This is a genomic window from Parvibaculum sp. (genome assembly GCF_035511255.1).
Classification (GTDB): Bacteria; Pseudomonadota; Alphaproteobacteria; order Parvibaculales; family Parvibaculaceae; genus Parvibaculum.
In genome coordinates this window covers 1-17,110 of record NZ_DATKFR010000193.1, presented here as the reverse complement: position 1 = coordinate 17,110, position 17,110 = coordinate 1, and the positions used below count along the sequence as shown (strand labels likewise).

The 17,110-nt window shown below is 62.3% G+C and carries 18 protein-coding genes; 14 read left to right on the top strand and 4 right to left on the bottom strand.

The window, feature by feature from the left end; translation table 11 throughout:
• From VMR03_RS07290 to VMR03_RS07235, 12 genes are all read left to right on the top strand, one after another.
• On the top strand, window positions 1–466 hold a 466-nt coding region (locus VMR03_RS07290; protein ID WP_325403727.1), incomplete at its 5' end, for a flagellar hook-length control protein FliK.
• An 18-nt stretch (window positions 467–484) separates the two neighbouring features.
• The gene (locus VMR03_RS07285; protein WP_325403725.1) at window positions 485–1,156 is read left to right on the top strand and encodes a flagellar hook assembly protein FlgD; all 672 of its coding nucleotides are present in this window, start codon (window positions 485–487) and stop codon (window positions 1,154–1,156) included.
• A 126-nt stretch (window positions 1,157–1,282) separates the two neighbouring features.
• A complete protein-coding gene (locus tag VMR03_RS07280; protein WP_325403724.1) occupies window positions 1,283–1,558 on the top strand; it encodes a DUF1153 domain-containing protein in 276 nt (91 codons plus the stop codon).
• 308 nt (window positions 1,559–1,866) lie between these two features.
• The gene (gene fliF, locus VMR03_RS07275; protein WP_325403722.1) at window positions 1,867–3,546 is read left to right on the top strand and encodes a flagellar basal-body MS-ring/collar protein FliF; all 1,680 of its coding nucleotides are present in this window, start codon (window positions 1,867–1,869) and stop codon (window positions 3,544–3,546) included.
• A 47-nt stretch (window positions 3,547–3,593) separates the two neighbouring features.
• A complete protein-coding gene (gene fliG, locus VMR03_RS07270) occupies window positions 3,594–4,583 on the top strand; it encodes a flagellar motor switch protein FliG (protein ID WP_325403720.1) in 990 nt (329 codons plus the stop codon).
• Between the two features lie 30 nt (window positions 4,584–4,613).
• Complete coding sequence (locus VMR03_RS07265; RefSeq protein WP_325403718.1) at window positions 4,614–5,294, top strand: FliH/SctL family protein; 681 nt, start codon at window positions 4,614–4,616, stop codon at window positions 5,292–5,294.
• Between the two features lie 17 nt (window positions 5,295–5,311).
• Window positions 5,312–5,665, top strand: coding sequence for a flagellar motor switch protein FliN (fliN, locus tag VMR03_RS07260; protein ID WP_325403716.1), 354 nt, complete (start codon window positions 5,312–5,314; stop codon window positions 5,663–5,665).
• 61 nt (window positions 5,666–5,726) lie between these two features.
• The gene (locus tag VMR03_RS07255; RefSeq protein ID WP_325403714.1) at window positions 5,727–7,100 is read left to right on the top strand and encodes a sigma-54 dependent transcriptional regulator; all 1,374 of its coding nucleotides are present in this window, start codon (window positions 5,727–5,729) and stop codon (window positions 7,098–7,100) included.
• Between the two features lie 54 nt (window positions 7,101–7,154).
• Complete coding sequence (flhA, locus tag VMR03_RS07250; RefSeq protein ID WP_325403712.1) at window positions 7,155–9,278, top strand: flagellar biosynthesis protein FlhA; 2,124 nt, start codon at window positions 7,155–7,157, stop codon at window positions 9,276–9,278.
• A 15-nt stretch (window positions 9,279–9,293) separates the two neighbouring features.
• Window positions 9,294–10,409, top strand: coding sequence for a hypothetical protein (locus VMR03_RS07245; protein WP_325403710.1), 1,116 nt, complete (start codon window positions 9,294–9,296; stop codon window positions 10,407–10,409).
• Between the two features lie 20 nt (window positions 10,410–10,429).
• On the top strand, window positions 10,430–11,245 hold the full coding sequence (locus VMR03_RS07240) for an AAA family ATPase (RefSeq protein ID WP_325403708.1): 816 nt from the start codon (window positions 10,430–10,432) through the stop codon (window positions 11,243–11,245).
• A 143-nt stretch (window positions 11,246–11,388) separates the two neighbouring features.
• Window positions 11,389–11,715 (top strand): hypothetical protein, encoded by a 327-nt coding sequence (locus VMR03_RS07235; RefSeq protein WP_325403706.1) that lies wholly within the window; start codon window positions 11,389–11,391, stop codon window positions 11,713–11,715.
• A gap of 9 nt (window positions 11,716–11,724) precedes the next feature.
• On the opposite strand, the gene VMR03_RS07230 is transcribed toward VMR03_RS07235, so the two are convergent.
• The 3 genes from VMR03_RS07230 to fliI all read right to left on the bottom strand — a co-directional run bounded on the left by VMR03_RS07230 (window position 11,725) and on the right by fliI (window position 14,040).
• Window positions 11,725–12,210: a YajQ family cyclic di-GMP-binding protein gene (locus tag VMR03_RS07230; protein ID WP_325403704.1), complete on the bottom strand. Its 486-nt coding sequence runs from the start codon at window positions 12,208–12,210 to the stop codon at window positions 11,725–11,727.
• Window positions 12,211–12,295: 85 nt separating this feature from the next.
• Window positions 12,296–12,709, bottom strand: coding sequence for a flagellar export protein FliJ (fliJ, locus tag VMR03_RS07225; RefSeq protein ID WP_325403702.1), 414 nt, complete (start codon window positions 12,707–12,709; stop codon window positions 12,296–12,298).
• Entirely contained in the window at window positions 12,706–14,040 is a 1,335-nt protein-coding gene (fliI, locus tag VMR03_RS07220; protein WP_325403700.1) for a flagellar protein export ATPase FliI, read from the bottom strand. The genes fliJ and fliI overlap by 4 nt, the downstream gene beginning before the upstream one ends.
• Before the next feature lie 364 nt (window positions 14,041–14,404).
• Here fliI and ctrA point away from each other — a divergent pair, with 364 nt between their 5' ends.
• Window positions 14,405–15,112, top strand: a complete 708-nt coding sequence (gene ctrA, locus VMR03_RS07215; RefSeq protein ID WP_325403698.1) for a response regulator transcription factor CtrA — start codon at window positions 14,405–14,407, stop codon at window positions 15,110–15,112.
• Window positions 15,113–15,190: 78 nt separating this feature from the next.
• Here ctrA and chpT read toward each other — a convergent pair whose 3' ends face one another.
• Complete coding sequence (chpT, locus tag VMR03_RS07210) at window positions 15,191–15,838, bottom strand: histidine phosphotransferase ChpT (RefSeq protein WP_325403696.1); 648 nt, start codon at window positions 15,836–15,838, stop codon at window positions 15,191–15,193.
• A 149-nt stretch (window positions 15,839–15,987) separates the two neighbouring features.
• Here chpT and cysQ point away from each other — a divergent pair, with 149 nt between their 5' ends.
• The gene (gene cysQ, locus VMR03_RS07205) at window positions 15,988–16,803 is read left to right on the top strand and encodes a 3'(2'),5'-bisphosphate nucleotidase CysQ (RefSeq protein ID WP_325403694.1); all 816 of its coding nucleotides are present in this window, start codon (window positions 15,988–15,990) and stop codon (window positions 16,801–16,803) included.
• Window positions 16,804–17,110: the final 307 nt, after the last annotated feature.

The window sequence follows — 17,110 nt, the reverse complement described above, 5'->3', positions numbered from 1 at the left end:
CAGCGCGACCATCCGCATCGGAACGCTGCCGGGCCAGACGACGCCGACCGTCGTTCCGGCGATGGCGATCGCGCTCCAGATCGCCCGCAACGTTCAGAAGGGGATCAACCGCTTCGATATTCGCCTCGATCCGCCCGAACTCGGCCGCATCGATGTGCGCATGGAGGTCCAGAAGGACGGCCATGTCGCCGCTCACATGACGGTCGAGCACGCCTCGACGCTCGATCTTCTGCAGCGCGACGCGCGCGCCTTGCAGCAGGCGCTCAGCGACGCCGGTCTCCAGGCCGACTCGGACAGTCTGAGCTTCTCGCTGCAGGACCAGAGCAGCGGCGGCAATGCGCAGGACTCGTCCGGCAGCAATGCCGGCAGCAGTCCGCTCGATACCGGCGGAGCAGAAGAGACCGTCAAGGGGCCCGTCTACAACCTCAACCTGTCCGCCTCGGGCGGTGTCGACATCCGCGTCTGATACGGAAGGAAGTTCCTCATGAGCGTCGAATCCATAGCGGCTGCGGCCGCCTCCGCATCGAGCAGTTCGTCGAGCACCGCATCGACGGCGTTGTCGGGCAATTACGAAATGTTCCTGACGCTGCTGACCACGCAGCTCCAGCATCAGGATCCGACGAATCCGATGGATTCCTCGGAGTTCACCAGTCAGCTCGTCCAGTATTCGAGCGTCGAGCAGCAGATCCAGGCAAACAAGAATCTCGAAACGCTGATTTCGACTGTCGGTAACCAGAACGCGACCTTCGCGATCAATATGCTTGGCAAGGAGGTCACGGCGGTCGGCACGGGCGCCGCGCTGGCCGACGGCAAGGCGAACTGGGGTTACAACCTTGCCAGCGATGCCGCCAGCGTCAATGTCAGCGTGCTCGATTCCAACGGCAATACCGTCTATTCGACCTCGCTGTCCAACCAGGAAGCCGGTAATCAGACCTTTACCTGGGACGGCAAGGACAGCGCGGGCACGGCCCAGCCCGACGGCACTTACTACATCAGTGTCACAGCGAACGACGCGAGCGGCACGGCCGTCGCCGCGACCACCACGATCACCGGAAAGGTGACGGCGGTCGACTTCAGCAACGGCACCCCCAAGGTCACCGTCAACGGCGCCCAGGTCGACTACGCCAACATTACCGCCGTTTCGAACCCATCTTGAGGCAAACGTCCCGGGATGAAACGGTAAGCCTTTGATTTTGGTTCAATTTTACGAAGCGGCTTAGCCGTTTCTTAAACGGACTTCACTAAGGTGCCTGTCAGTAATTGAGCACGGAGATTCTGTTCGATGAGCGAGCAGCCAACGCACAAGATCAACTACGTCATCGGGCCGGACGGAAGCCCGCTGACCGTGGCTGACCTGCCGCCATCGGACACGAAGCGCTGGGTCATCCGCCGCAAGGCCGAGGTCGTAGCCGCGGTTCGGGGTGGTCTGATCAGCCTCGATGACGCCTGCCGGCGCTATACGCTCACGGTCGAGGAATTTCTGAGCTGGCAGCGCTCGATCGAGCGCCACGGCCTGGCGGGACTGCGCGCGACGCGCGTCCAGCAGTACAGGCAGTAAGGTAGAGCCGTTACCGCGTACTTGCTGTTCTGATCGCGCCGGCGAAGTTCCTTCGCCGGCGTTTTCCGTTTTGTTCTCTCCTCCCGCCTTCGATCGGCAAAAATTGCCGGGCGCGTTAAGCATCTGTTTAGCTTACGCGCGGTAATTATTACCTACCGGCACAGGGTCGGGGATCCGCTTGGGCTTCTGGGCATATCGGGCGCGGATCTTCGGAGGGCAAAGAAATTGCCGCACACCTAGTGTCTTGCACCGACGTTTGTCCAAGGACAGGGCCGACGTTTCGGGGCGGTGACACTTGAGGTGGGAACGTGGGCGGCTTTTCGAATCTGTTCAACTCATTGGGTCTTGTCCGGCTGGTAACGCTCGGCGCCGTGGCGCTGTCGCTGCTCGGCTTCTTCGCCTATATCGGCTTGCGCATGACGTCGGAGCCAATGGCGCTCCTTTATGCGGACGTCGCGCAGGAAGACGCCGGCAAGATCGGCGCCACGCTCGACGCGATGAAGGTGACATACGAGCTGCGCGGCGATGGCAGCACCATTTATGTGCCCGAAAGCCAGGTTTTGAAGCTTCGCATGGCGCTGGCGACCAAGGGGCTCCCCTCAGGCGGCAGCGTCGGCTACGAAATTTTCGACAATGCCGATGCGCTCGGCACGACGAACTTCCTGCAGAACATCAATCATCTGCGCGCGCTTGAGGGCGAGCTATCGCGCACCATCCGTTCTATCGACGGCATTGATGGCGTCCGCGTCCATCTGGTCCTGCCCGAACGTGAACTCTTCTCCCGCGACAAGCGCGATCCATCGGCGTCGATCGTCCTCAAGGTTCGCGGCACGCTTAGCGTCCAACAGGTAAAGGCGATCCAGCAACTCGTCGCCTCGGCGGTCGAAGGTCTTACGCCGGGCCATGTGTCGATCGTCGATGAGCGCGGCAGCCTGCTTGCGAGCGGTATGGGCGATGACGGGCAGGCGATGATCACGGCTACGGTCGAAGAGCAGCGCGCCGCTTACGAGAACCGCCTGCGTACGCATGTCGAAGACATCATCCAGCGGGTCGTCGGCCAGGACAAGGCGCGCGTCGAAGTGACGGCGCAGATGGATTACAACCGCGTCACCCAGACCTCCGACACCTACGATCCGAACGGCCAGGTCGTCCGCTCGACACAAACCGTCGAGGACAAGTCGAACAACACCGACGGAAAGCAGGCGCAGTCGGTGTCGGTCGGCAACAATTTGCCGAATGCCAATCTCGGCGGTTCCCAAGACCAGGGCACGACCTCACAGCAGACGTCGAACCGCAACGAGGAAACAGTCAACTACGAGATCTCCCGCACCACCAAGACCGAAACGCTCGAGCCTGGTCGCGTCAAGCGCATCTCCGTGGCCGTTCTCGTCGATGGAAACTACACAAAAGATGCAGACGGCAAATCCGTCTACGCCCCGCGCTCCGAACAGGAAATCGCGAAAATTCAGGCTCTCGTAAAGTCCGCGATCGGCTTCGACGACGCCCGAGGCGACCATGTCGAAGTCATCAACCTGCAGTTTGCCGAACCCCTCGCCGTCGATCCGGTGGCGGCGGTCGAGGCGCCGTTCCTCGGGCTGAGCAAGGCCGATTACATGCGGATCGGTCAGCTTGGCGTGCTTTCGATCCTCGCACTTATCGCCATGTTCTTCGTCATCCGCCCGATGCTGGGCAGCCTCGCCGGCGCTGGCATCGGCCGCGGTACGGCAATGCCAGCGCTCGGCATGAGCCCGGCTGCGGCAAGCGCTGGCGCCCTTCCCGCCCCGGATGGATCGGTTTCCGGCGGCGACATTTCGCGGGCGCTGATGGAAGGCGCCGGCCAGAACATCGACGAAGACATGATGATCGACATCGCACAGGTGGCCGGGAAGGTGAAGCATTCCTCGGTCAAGAAGATCGGCGAGCTCGTCGTCGATCATCCCGACGAATCCATTTCCATTCTCCGCAGCTGGCTGCACGAAACCGCCTGAGGATCGAACCAGTGGCAACCGCACCGAAAAAAGTAGAAGACAAGGCCATGTCGGGCCCGCAGAAGGCGGCGATTTTCATGCTTGCGCTGGGCGCCGACGACGCGGCCTCGCTCTGGGAAATGTTCGACGACGACGAGATCAGGGAAATGTCCCAGATCATGTCGACGCTCGGCACCGTGCAGGCCGGCACGGTCGAAAAGCTGCTGGTCGAATTCGCGTCCAAGATGTCCGGCACCGGCGCGCTCGTTGGCTCGTATGAATCGACCGAGCGCCTGCTCTCGAAATTTCTCCCCGAAGACCGCGTCAACTCGGTCATGGACGAAATTCGCGGACCCGCTGGCCGTACGATGTGGGAAAAGCTCGGCAACGTGAATGAGCAGGTGCTGGCGAGCTACCTGAAAAACGAATATCCACAGACCGTCGCCGTCGTGCTCTCGAAGGTGAAGGCCGAACACGCGGCCCGCGTCCTCGGGCACTTGCCGGAAGATTTCGCCCTTGAGGTTGTGACACGCATGCTCCGTATGGAAGCCGTGCAGAAGGACATTCTCGACAAGGTCGAACAGACGCTGCGCGCCGAATTCATGTCGAACCTGTCGCGCACCAATCGCCGCGACAGTCACGAACTGATGGCGGAAATTTTCAACAATTTCGACCGTCAGACAGAAGGCCGCTTCCTTGCCGCGCTGGAAGAGCGCAGCCGTGACTCGGCCGAAAAGATCAAAGCGCTGATGTTCACCTTCGAGGACCTCGGAAAGCTCGATCCGGGCTCGGTGCAGACGCTGCTGCGCGCCGTGGACAAAAACAAGCTCGCAATTGCGCTCAAGGGGTCCTCCGACGCGCTGCGCGATCTCTTCTTTGCCAACATGTCGGAACGCGCCGGCAAGATCATGCGCGAAGACATGGAGATGATGGGCCCCGTCCGCCTGAAGGACGTCGACGATGCGCAGATGACGATGGTCAACATCGCCAAGGATCTCGCCCAGAAAGGCGAAATCATGATTGCGCAGAACAACGACGAAGACGAATTGATCTACTGAGCGGATACCCCGGACGCAGTGCAGATGGACATGAAGCAGGCAGTCAAATTCACCTTCGACAGGCGTTTCGACGACGGACCGGAAACCGTCGTCATCCCGGCCGTGCAGCCGAAGGCCTACTTCACGGCCGAGGACGTCGAACGGGCGCGCACCGACGGCTACGCCGCCGGGTTTGCGTCCGGAGAGGCCGAAGCGACGATGCGGGCCGATCGCGAAATCGGCGACGCCATGGAAAGTTTCGCGGCGAATGCGGCGAGCCTGCTCAATGCACTCCAGGCGGAGAGCGCCTCGCTCAGGGCCATGTCCACCGCGCTTGCCTTCACCATCGCGCGCAAGCTCGCGCCGGCTCTGATTGCAGCGCGGCCCGAGGCAGAGATCGAGTCCGTCCTCCGCGACTGTCTCGGCCATCTCAATCGCGAGCCTCATATCGTGCTCCGCGTCGCCGACGCACTGGTCGGGAGATTGAAGGAGATCGTCGACCGGATGGCGCATGAGCGCGGTCTGACCGGGCGCATCATTCTGCTGGGTCAAGGCGACATCGCCGAAGGCGATTGCATCGTCGAATGGGCCGATGGCGGCGTCATGCGCTCGCGTGCAGAGATCGAAAAGGAAATATCCGAAATCATCGCCCGATATGCGGAAACCCTCGCCACGCCGCAAGCCGACAACAGCCTCGCGATGCCCGAAGCATCGACGCACAAAACTTTCTGAGAGCTAGGAGCTCAAAAATGGCCGACCAGGACGACGAAATCGCGTTGCCGGATCTCGCAAATGCCGAGCCTCTTTCGGCCGAGAGCCACACCTTCGGCATGGACGATCCGGAGCGGGTGCGCACGGCGCAGGAACTCGAAGCCGTGTTCGAGGTACCGGTGAATGTCTCGGCCGTGCTCGGCAAGACGCATATGGAGGTGTCGAGCCTGCTGAAGCTCGGGCGCGGCACCATCGTCGAACTCGACCGCAAGGTCGGCGAGGCGATCGACATCTATGTGAACGACCGCCTGGTCGCGCGCGGCGAAGTCGTCGTCGTCGATGACCGGCTCGGCGTCACCATGACAGAAATCGTCAAGGGCGAAGTGGGTTGAACGCGACCCGTCGGCCTGAACCATCAATGCTTGCAAGAATGAAGAAAGAGGAGTGTCGCATATGCGCCTTCTGATCGTCGGAACCCTGAACGGCCAACTCTCCACCGCCACCAAGATGGCGATGGCGAAGGGCGCCAAGGTGACGCATACCGAAACGGCCGAACAGGCTCTCGAAACCCTGCGCGCCGGTCGCGGCGCGGACCTTCTCATGGTCGACGTCGGTTGCGACATCGCCGGGCTCATCCAGCAGCTGCAGAGCGAGCATATCTGCATTCCCGTCGTCGCCTGCGGCATCGATCCTGACACGCGCGCCGCTGTCGCGGCGATCAAGGCCGGCGCGAAGGAGTATATTCCGCTGCCGCCCGACGCCGAACTGATTGCCGCCGTTCTCGCCGCAGTCGCCGACGACGGCCATTCGCTCGTCTTCAAGGATCCGAAGATGGCGGACATGATCCGTCTCGCAGATCAGGTCGCGCCGTCCGACGCCAGTATTCTCATCACGGGCGAATCCGGCACCGGCAAGGAAGTCATGGCGCGCTATCTGCATCGCAAGTCGCTGCGCCGCGACAAGCCCTTCATCTCGGTCAACTGCGCCGCCATCCCGGAAAACCTGCTCGAGTCCGAACTTTTCGGTCACGAGAAGGGCGCCTTCACCGGCGCCGTATCGCGGCGTATCGGCAAGTTCGAAGAGGCCGACGGTGGCACGCTGCTGCTTGACGAAATCAGCGAAATGGACCTCCGCCTCCAGGCAAAGCTCCTGCGCGCGATCCAGGAACGCGAGATCGACCGCGTCGGCGGCAAAGCCCCCGTCAAGGTCAATATCCGCATCATCGCGACGTCGAACCGCGACCTGCAGGGCGATGCTCGCGCGGGCCGTTTCCGCGAGGACCTTTTCTATCGCCTGAACGTCGTCAATCTCAAACTGCCGCCGCTGCGCGACCGGCCGGCCGACATTCTGGCGCTGGCCGACCATTTCGGCGATCGCTACGCGAAGGCGAACGGCATACCTGCGAAACCGATTTCGATCGACGCGCGTCGCTTCCTCACCCGTCATCAATGGACGGGCAACGTGCGTGAACTCGAGAATACCATGCACCGGGCGGTTCTTCTGGCTACCGGCCCTGAAATCGACGTCGAGGCGATCCGCCTTCCGGATGGGTCCCGCCACGACGAGCCGGCGCCCGTACTCGGCGTCGCGCAGAGAGCGGCCATCGCCGCCGACGCGGCGAGCCGCAGCTTCATCGGCCGCACGGTCGCCGAAGTCGAGCAGGACCTCATCCTGCAGACGCTCGACCATTGCCTCGGCAACCGCACCCATGCCGCGAATATTCTCGGCATCTCGATCCGCACGCTCCGTAACAAGCTGAAGGAATACAGCGAAGCCGGCATCGCCGTGCCCGTTCCGGGCGGCGAGCAGCGCGTCAGTTTCGGCTGAACGTCAACAACAAGACGGACCTGACGGGGACCAATCCAGATGAGCGAAGCCAGTATGGCTAATTCGAAGACCGGCGGGCCGCTGAGCGGGTTCGGCTTTCCCGGCCTGACCCTAGCCGGTGTGCTCGGCAACTTTGCCAAGCGCGGCGATCTCGCACTCGCCATCGGCGTGATGACGATCATCGTCGTCCTCATCTTGCCGATGCCGGCTTTCTTGCTCGATTTTTCGCTCGCGATCTCGATCACCTTTTCGGTGCTCGTGCTGATGACGGCGCTCTTCATCCAGAAGCCGCTCGAATTCAGTGCCTTCCCGACCGTGCTCCTGATCGCAACGATGTTGCGCCTCGCGCTCAATCTCGCCTCGACGCGCCTGATCCTCTCCCACGGCCATGACGGGACCGCCGCCGCCGGCAAGGTCATCGAGGCGTTCGGCCATTTCGTGATGCAGGGCAATTTTGTCATCGGCGTGATCGTCTTTGCGATCCTGATCATCGTCAACTTCGTCGTCATCACCAAGGGTTCGGGCCGCATCGCGGAAGTCGCGGCGCGCTTCACCCTGGATGCCATGCCCGGCAAGCAGATGGCGATCGACGCAGATCTCTCAGCCGGCCTCATCGACGAGAAGGTCGCGCGCCAGCGTCGAAGCGATCTCGAAAATGAAAGCTCCTTCTTCGGCGCGATGGACGGCGCCTCGAAGTTCGTCCGCGGCGACGCCGTCGCCGGCCTTCTCATTACCTTCATCAACGTCGTCGGCGGGATCATCGTCGGTGTGGCGCAGAACAATCTTTCCTTCGCCGACGCGGCGCAGACCTATACGATCCTGACCGTCGGCGACGGTCTCGTCAGCCAGATTCCGGCTCTCATCGTTTCGACCGCCGCAGGCCTTCTGGTCTCGAAAGCGGGCGTCGAGGGTGCCGCCGACCAGGCGCTTTTCGAACAGCTTTCAGGCTATCCGCAAGCTCTGGGCATGTCGTCGGTGGTCATGGGCATCATGGCGCTGCTCCCGGGCCTGCCGATGATACCGTTCCTGCTTCTCTCCGCCGGAGCCGGCAGTCTCGCCTTTTATGTGACGAAGGCACGCCGCCTCAAAGCCGAGGGACTCGTCCAGGCGGAGGCTGCCGAAAGCGAAGCCGCGCCCGTGGCCGAGGAGCCGATCGGCACGGCGCTGCGCATGGACGAACTTCGTCTCGAAATCGGCTACGCGCTGCTGCCGCTCATCAACGGCAAGGATCATCAGAAGCTCACCGACCAGATCAAGGCGCTCCGCCGGCAGCTTGCCGCCGACATGGGCTTCGTCATGCCTTCGGTGCGTATTCTCGACAATGTGCAGATCGACTCGAATGCCTATTCGATCCGCGTCAAGGAAGTCGAGGCCGGTCGCGGCGAGGTCTATGTCAACCAGCTTCTGGTCATGGATCCGCATGGCGGACGCATCGAGCTCCCGGGCCTCCACACGACGGAGCCCGCTTTCGGCCTCCCCGCGACCTGGATCGACGAAGGTCTGCGCGAGGAAGCTTCCTTCCGTGGTTATACCGTCGTCGATCCGCCGACCGTGCTCACCACGCATCTCACGGAGATCATCCGGGACAACATGGCCGACCTCCTTTCCTATGCGGAGGTCCAGAAGCTCATCGACGAACTCGGCAAGGAGCATAAGAAGCTGGTCGACGACATTGTGCCGACCCAGATCACCGTTACGGGTATCCAGCGCGTATTGCAGACGCTTCTCAACGAGCGCATCTCGATCCGGGATCTTCCGACGATCATGGAAGGCATTGCGGAAGCCGTCGGCCACACGCAGAGCCTCAACCTCATCACGGAACATGTCCGCGCGCGTCTCGCCCGGCAGATTTGCGCCTCGCATTCCGACGCGAACAACACACTGCCCCTCCTCACGCTCTCGCCGCGCTGGGAGCAGTCCTTCGCCGAGTCGCTGGTCGGTCAGGGCGAAGAGAAGCAGCTCGCCATGCAGCCGTCGAAGCTTCAGGAATTCATCGCCTCGGTCCGCGACATGTTTGAAGAAGCGGGCCGTGCTGGCGAGGTGCCGGTGCTCTTGACGAGCCCCGGTGTCAGGCCCTATGTGCGTTCGATCATCGAGCGCTTCAGGCCGCAGACCTTCGTCATGTCGCAGAACGAAATCCATCCGCGTGTGCGGCTGCGGACCGTCGGTTCGATTTAACGGCAGGACGGACACGTGCGGCTCAGGACCTTCATCGCGGCGGATATGGCGGAAGCCATAGACCAGGTGCGCCGCGAGCTCGGACCCGAGGCGATCATCGTTTCGAATTTCATCAACGATGCCGGACGCATGGAAGTCACGGCGGCGATTGAGAGCCGCCCGAAAATGGCAAGCCCTTCGCACCCGGCAAGCCTGCCCGACATCGAAGCCTCGCTCGAGCAGATGCTCCGTGATCGCCTCCGGGCTGGGCCGCTCCCGCGACGCGACCATGCCGATGCGTCGCCGCAGCCGACGGCGCCCGTCCATTCGGGCATTTCCTTCGACGAGACGCTGATCGCCACCGCACTCGATGCGCAAGGCGTGCCTCCCTCCCTTCGCGATGCGCTCGTCGCCGCCGCCACGGCGCTCGGCAGCGACGATGCGCTTGCCGCTCTCGCCCATGCATTCGAGGTCCGTTTTTCCTTCGAGCCCGTGCCCACTCATCCGCAGGCGCCGATCATGTTGGTCGGCCTGCCCGGCTCCGGCAAGACTGTCACCATGGCAAAGCTCGCCGCCAACGCGCTGATCGGCGGTGCGAGCGTCGACCTCATCACCACCGATAGCGCACGCGCCGGTGCCGCCGCGCAATCCGAAGCCTATGGCAAGCTTCTCGATGTCGCCGTTCATCCGGCGGCGAATCTCGACGAACTCTCCATTCTTCTCGATGAAAGGGCTGAGGCGAGAAGCCACCGATCCGCAAGCGTCTGCTTCATCGACACGACAGGCGTCAATCCTTTCGACTGCGGCGAGTTCGACGCCCTGAGACGCTTGGCCGACGGCGCCCATCTCGTCGCCGGCGTCGAACCCGTTCTGGTTCTTTCCGCCGCGGGCGATGCGCTGGTGCTGTCGGAAGCTGCGGGCAGGTTCGCCGAGCTTGGCGTCCGTCGCCTCATCGTCACGCAGCTCGACATCGCGCGTCGTCTCGGCCCGACGCTCGCGGCCGCCGACCGCGCAGGCTTTGCGCTGGCGCAACTGAGCGTGACGCCCTATCTCGCGCGAGGTCTCGCCTCAATGAATTCGCTTGTTTGCGCGCGCCTCATTCTCGATACGCGCGACAGGCGTGCCGACACTCCCGTTCTCGCCGCCGTGTAACAGATCAGTCAGGATCCCCAATGACCAGCCCGCGCATGATCCAGATCGCCTCCGGCAAAGGCGGCGTCGGCAAGACCTGGCTCTCGGTCACGCTGGCCGAAGCGCTCGCTGCAATGCATCGCGATGTCCTCCTCTTCGACGGCGATCTTGGCCTCGCCAATGTGGACGTGCATCTCGGCCTCGTGCCAACGCTTGATCTCGGCTCCGTCATTGCAGGCCGCGCGCGGATCGAGGAAGCGATCACGACCTACGAGATTCCCTCGGTTTCGGGCGCGGCGGGCGGCGTCAAGTTCGATGTGCTGGCCGGCAAGTCCGGGTCCGGCGTGTTGAGCGCGCTGACGCGGACCGAAATCGCGGGTATCGCGCGTGCGTTGAGCCGACTTTCCGAACGCTATGCGCATGTGGTGATCGACCTTGCGGCGGGCCTAGACCAGTCCGTCATGGCACTCTGCACACCCGACAGCACGACTCTCGTCGTGGTCACCGATGAGCCGACCTCGCTTACCGACGCCTATGCCTTCATCAAGCTCCTGACCCTCCAGGACGCCGAAGCCGACATCCGCGTCATCGTCAACTTCGCGAATGATCGCGAGCACGCCTGGCGGACCCATGCGGCATTAACCAACGCCTGCAAGACCTTTCTCGGCATCGCCCCGCCGCTCGCCGGCTTTGTGCCCCGCGACAATCTCGTGCGCGACGCCATCCGTCGGCAGACGCCAATCCTCTTTCGTCATCCGCAAGCGAAGGCGAGTGAAGCCGTCCGGAAGCTCGCCCGGGATTTGCTCGTGCCGCTCCCGAAATCGACCCCCGGGCCGGTGCTGCGCCGCGGCGCATGACGCTTTTGCGACGCACACGAATTATTGTTGCACTGCAATCGCGGTAGACGTCGTCCCAAATTGAGCTAACCTGTGCCTGCTTCGCATCGAGGCAGTCTGCCTTCAGACGAGGCAGTTCCGTATCGCAAAGGTTGGGGGGACCAATGCAGCAGCTCACCGAATATCTCAATCAGGCCTGCGCGCTCGCGGCTCAGGGCTTCGACACCGTCAACTCCGTGCAGGGCATCGTCATCGCGGTCATCGCCGCCGGCCTGATGCGGCGCTACAATCAGATCGTCGGCTGGACGATCGGCGCGACCCTTGTGCATGAAGCCGCAAATATCGTCCGTCGCGTGCTCGCGCATGACGCAAGCCCGCTGCCGAATTTCGGCGACGTCACCTATTGGAAACTCGTCGGGATTCGCTTCGTCGGCTATCTGGTGGCGATCAGCATCATCTATTTGATCCGCCGCCTCGTCCTGCGCGGCTGAGACCGCACTTCAATCGCGGAAATTTTCATACTGAAGGGGCTGCTCGATGGGCAGCCCCTTCACGAATTGAATGGCCGCCTGCAGGTCGTCCCTCTTCTTGCCCGAGACGCGCAACTCGTCGCCCTGGATGGCGACCTGCACCTTCAGGTTCGATCCCTTCAAATCCTTGACGATGCGCTTGGCGAGTTCCTTGTCGATGCCCTCGCGAATCGCGACCTTCTGACGGACGCTCTGGCCGGCCGCTTTCTCCGGGTCCTTGTAATCGAGAATGCCGGATTCGATTTTCCGCCGCGCGAGATGACCCTGCAGCAACTCATGCATCTGCTTCAGCTTCAGTTCGTCGTCGGCGTTGATCGTGATCTCCTGCTCCTTGCGCTCGATCGTACAATGCGATCCCTTGAAATCGTAACGGGTCGCGATCTCGCGGATCACGTTTTGCAGCGCGTTGTCGATTTCCTGGAAGTCGGTCTTGGAGACGATGTCGAAGGAAGGCATGAGCGTTCGCCCTTTTCTTGAAGAAGGGCGCTCATTCTAACGAAGCTGTCGCAAGAGTGAAGTGAGAAGGACGGAGGGTCGCGCGCTATTGACGGCGGTGGATGCCGAGTGCGATTTCGTCGAGTTCGATCTGCTCGACCCGAACCGCCTCCCTGCGCTGGCGGCGCTTGCGATTGTCCTCTACGATCTCGTATTTCTTGAGTTCGCGGAAGGCAGCCGCCAGTTCCTCCTTGGCGACCTCGATCTGGCGCTCGATATCCTCGATCGAATTGAGGATGTTCTGACGACGCCGGATGACCGACTTGGCGAACATTGGATAGGCGAAATGTGCGACGTCCGAAATGCCGGCCTTCTGTTGTTCGGCCAGCACCTGCGCCTCGAGTTCGCGCTCGCGCACGCGGAATTCCTGCACCATCAACTCGAGCTCGGCAACCTTGCGGCGCTTTTCGTCGGCGTGGAAGCGGTGAAGTCGGATAAGCGATTCCCGATTGCGCATCATTCAGCCTCCCTCGGCGCCGGTGTCCGGGACAGGATGTCGGTAAGCATGGCGTAACCGGCCGCCATTCCGGTCGCCTCGTCCTTCCTCTGTCCGAGAAAGGCGTCGAGGGCGGGCTGATAGAAAATCGCCTCATCGACAAGCGGATCGGAGCCGGGGCGATAGGCGCCGAGGCGGATCAGTTCTTCCATGTCGTCATAGGTCGACATCAGTACTCGCGCACGGCGTATCAGCGCGTTCTCTTCCTCGCTGTTGCAACCCGGCATGGTGCGCGAAATCGACTTCAGAACGTTGATGGCCGGATAGCGACCGCGTTCGGCGATGGAGCGCTCCATCACGATATGGCCGTCGAGGATACCGCGCACGGCGTCGGCCACCGGCTCGTTGTGATCGTCGCCATCGACCAGAACCGTAAAGAGGCTGGAAATGCTGCCATGGCCCGTCCCCGGGCCGGCGCGCTCGAGAAGCTTCGGCAGTTCGGCGAAGACGGTCGGCGTGTAGCCCTTGCTGGTCGGCGGTTCGCCGGCGGACAGGCCGATCTCGCGCTGCGCCATGGCAAAGCGGGTCACGCTGTCCATCATGCAGAGCACGTCCTTGTCGTGATCGCGGAAATATTCTGCGATGCTCATTGTGAGATAGGCGGCCTGACGGCGCATCAGCGCGGCTTCATCCGAGGTCGCAACGACCACGACCGAGCGCGCGAGACCTTCGGGGCCGAGATCGTCCTCGAGAAATTCCTGCACCTCGCGGCCACGCTCGCCAACGAGCCCGATCACCGCGACGTCACAAGATGTATTGCGGGCTAGCATCGAAAGGAGAACGGATTTGCCGACGCCAGAGCCGGCGAAGATGCCCATGCGTTGCCCGCGGCACATCGAAAGAAAGGTGTTCATGGCGCGGACACCCAGATCGACCTTGCCCTTCACGCGCTGGCGATGATGGGCTGGCGGCGGCAGACTCCGCAGCGAATAGGGCTCGGCACCCTGCGCGAGCGGGCCCTTGCCGTCGATCGGCTCACCCATCGCGTTGACGACCCGGCCGAGCCAGGCATGAGAGGGATAGACATGGGGCTCTTCGGCGCTGACGACGGCCTTGCAGCCAACGCCGATACCGGAGAGCTGGCCAAAGGGCAGACAGAGCGCGCGGCCGTCGCGAAAACCGACAACCTCACACTCTATATCTGCACCGGTGCGGCTGGACACGCTCAACCGGCTGCCGACGCCCATGGCATGGAGCGGACCGGCGACCTCGACCATCAGCCCCTGAATGCTGACGACCCGCCCGTAATGTCCGACCTCGGCAACTGCGCCGATCTCCGCCAATAAAGCCCGCACGTCCTAGGTCCCCGCATCCAGCAACCGTTATGGGGAGTCCGGCTTCCCCAATGATTGGGTAATCATGACGGCAAGACTTTAAGACGGCGTAAACCTTGGCGGTTGAAGCTGAGCCTCGACGACCGCCCGCCCACAACCCGCCTCGCGCGAAAATGGTGAAGTCTTCGGTTTGGACCTATCTCCCGTCTCGTTTACGGGAAAAAAAGCGATCTGAACGAGCCCTTAACTGAACGTATGAATTTTTCTCAAATTCTTTGACTTCGGTTAACCTTTATTAACCAATTGGCGCTATCTTCACCATCGTGGATTTAACTTTTGGGCCGCAGCGGCGGAAATATGACTTTCCGCGGCGAAGAGGGGGACCATGCGAGTTCTGCTCATCGAAGACGACAGTGCAACCGCTCAGAGCATCGAACTGATGCTGAAATCTGACGGGTTTAATGTGTACACCACCGACCTCGGCGAAGAGGGGGTCGATCTCGGTAAGCTTTACGACTACGACATCATCCTTCTCGACCTTAACCTTCCCGACATGAGCGGCTATGAGGTTCTCAAATCGCTGCGCCTCGGCAAGGTGGCGACACCGATCCTGATCCTTTCGGGTCTGGCCGGCATCGAGAACAAGGTCCGCGGTCTCGGCTTCGGCGCCGACGATTACATGACCAAGCCCTTCCATAAGGACGAACTCGTCGCCCGCATCCATGCGGTGGTGCGCCGTTCGAAGGGGCATTCCCAGTCCGTCATCAATACGGGCAAGCTCACCGTCAATCTCGACACCAAGACGGTCGAGGTCGATGGCGCGCGCGTCCATCTGACCGGCAAGGAATACCAGATGCTGGAGCTGCTCTCGCTCCGCAAGGGTACGACGCTCACCAAGGAGATGTTCCTCAATCATCTCTATGGCGGTATGGACGAGCCGGAACTCAAGATCATCGACGTGTTCATCTGCAAGCTCCGCAAGAAGCTCGCGGCGTCCACGGGTGGCGATCACTACATCGAAACCGTGTGGGGACGGGGCTATGTGCTGCGCGATCCCTCAGAGGGAGCCATGCCGGTCCAGGCCTCGGCCTGATCGGGCATCCCGCGCGCATGAATCGGGGAAGGGCGTCTCGCGAGAGACGCCCTTTTTCGTATGAGGAGTGGATGAGGATTATGCTGCGGCCTTCGTCTCGATGACGAAGGCCTCGCCTTCCATCCGGGCTTCGATCACGAGGCCGAGCGAACGCGCGACAAGGCCCGTGAAGTAAGGCTGGGCTGCCCGCGCATCGAGAAAATGTTCGGGATCGCGGCCGCCCAGGAATTTCGCCGTCTCGTCAGGTATACGCGCCGCCTGCCCCTTGGTGCTAACCCTGAGATGCGGATGCGCCAGATCGCTACCGACATGCACCGCGATGTCTCCGCCTCTCGGAATGGAGGCGATGCCGATCAGCAGCATGTTGAGCAACAGCTTCACATAGTCCTTGCCGATGGTCGCGTGCGGCGCGTCCCAGGCGAGCGTCGCCTTCTCGCTTTTCATCAGTCCCTCGGCGACCGCCTTCGCGTCGCCGAGATCGAGTTCCGCACCGGCCGACCCGGCGGCGCCGAAAGCGAGCCGTGCGAACTGCAGCTTGGCGGAAGCCTGCGCCGCGCTCTTCGTGATGAGTTCCATCGCATGGGTACGCATCTCGGCATCGTCGTCGTCTGCCAGCACCTCGAGCCCGTTGGTGATCGCTCCGACAGGGCTGATCACGTCGTGGCAGACGCGGCTGCAGAGAAGTGCCGCCAGTTCCAGCGCCGAAATGTCGCCTGCTTCGCTCATGCCCGATCGCCCCACTCTGTCATTCAAGCCCTATAATGCTGATAGCATCGCCCCGCGCCGGATGCCAGCCCCGGAGCGCCCTCCCGGTCTGCTTGGCCCCGTCCTGCACCGGCGTTGCTGTCGCGGCCTTCTGCCGTAAAGGACACGAAATGAGTCATGTAACCGATCTTGCGGCGCTGACGGCGGAGCTCAGACGTCTCTCCGTCGAGGCGGGCGCAGCCATCATGGCGCATTACGAAAGCGGCATTGAAGCGAGCCACAAGGAGGACGATAGCCCCGTCACCGCCGCCGACCACGACGCCGAGCACATCATTCTGAACGGGCTCCATCGCATTGCGCCCGATATTCCGGTCGTCTCGGAGGAGCAGGCCGCCGCCGGATATATCCCCGAGATCGGCCGGCGCTTCTTCCTCGTCGATCCGCTGGACGGCACCAAGGAATTCCTGCGTAAGAACGGCGAATTCACGGTCAACATCGCCCTCGTCGAAGATCGCGCCCCGGTCGTCGGTGTCGTCTATGCGCCGGCCATGGAGCGGCTCTTCTACGGCCATGGGCCGGGGGAGGCTTATGAGCACCAGGTCTCTCCGTATACCAACGATCCTCTGGCGGGATGGTCGACGCCAAGGCACATCGCCGTTCGACAGCCCGCGGCCGATGGTCTCGTCGTCGCCGTTAGTCGCACACATCGCGACCACAAGACGGACGAATATCTCGACATGTACCGGGTGAAGGAATTTCTCGTTGCCGGATCGTCGCTCAAATTCGGCCTGATCGCGGCTGGAGAAGCCGATCTCTATCCGCGCCACGGACGCACCATGGAATGGGATACGGCGGCGGGTCATGCAGTACTTACGGCGGCCGGCGGCAGCGTCACGCTTCTCGACGGTGCGCCGCTTCTCTACGGCAAGACCGGACGCGGCCTGGACAATCCCTATTTCGTTGCGCGCGGCGGCCAATCGCGCTGAAGCAATCGCGCTCAGAAAAGAAACGGCGCTCCCTCGTCGAGGGAGCGCCGCATCCGTTGTGCTGTCGAGGCCACGGACTGTAACGAAGCAGGTAACAAGCGGCCGGCGCGGCTCCCGTAAGGCCCCACCTCGGGTGCCTGCGCCGGCCCCGCCCGCCAGATCGAACGGCGGCGGCAAGGCTATGCCGCCAAGGGAGCAAGCGCCATGCCAGTGAAAAACCGGCGGCTTCGTATCGGAACGGAACAGATCAGGGCTTCTTGACCCAGTTTCCGGACGCATCCTGAACAATCTGTCCCGAAGGTGTCTT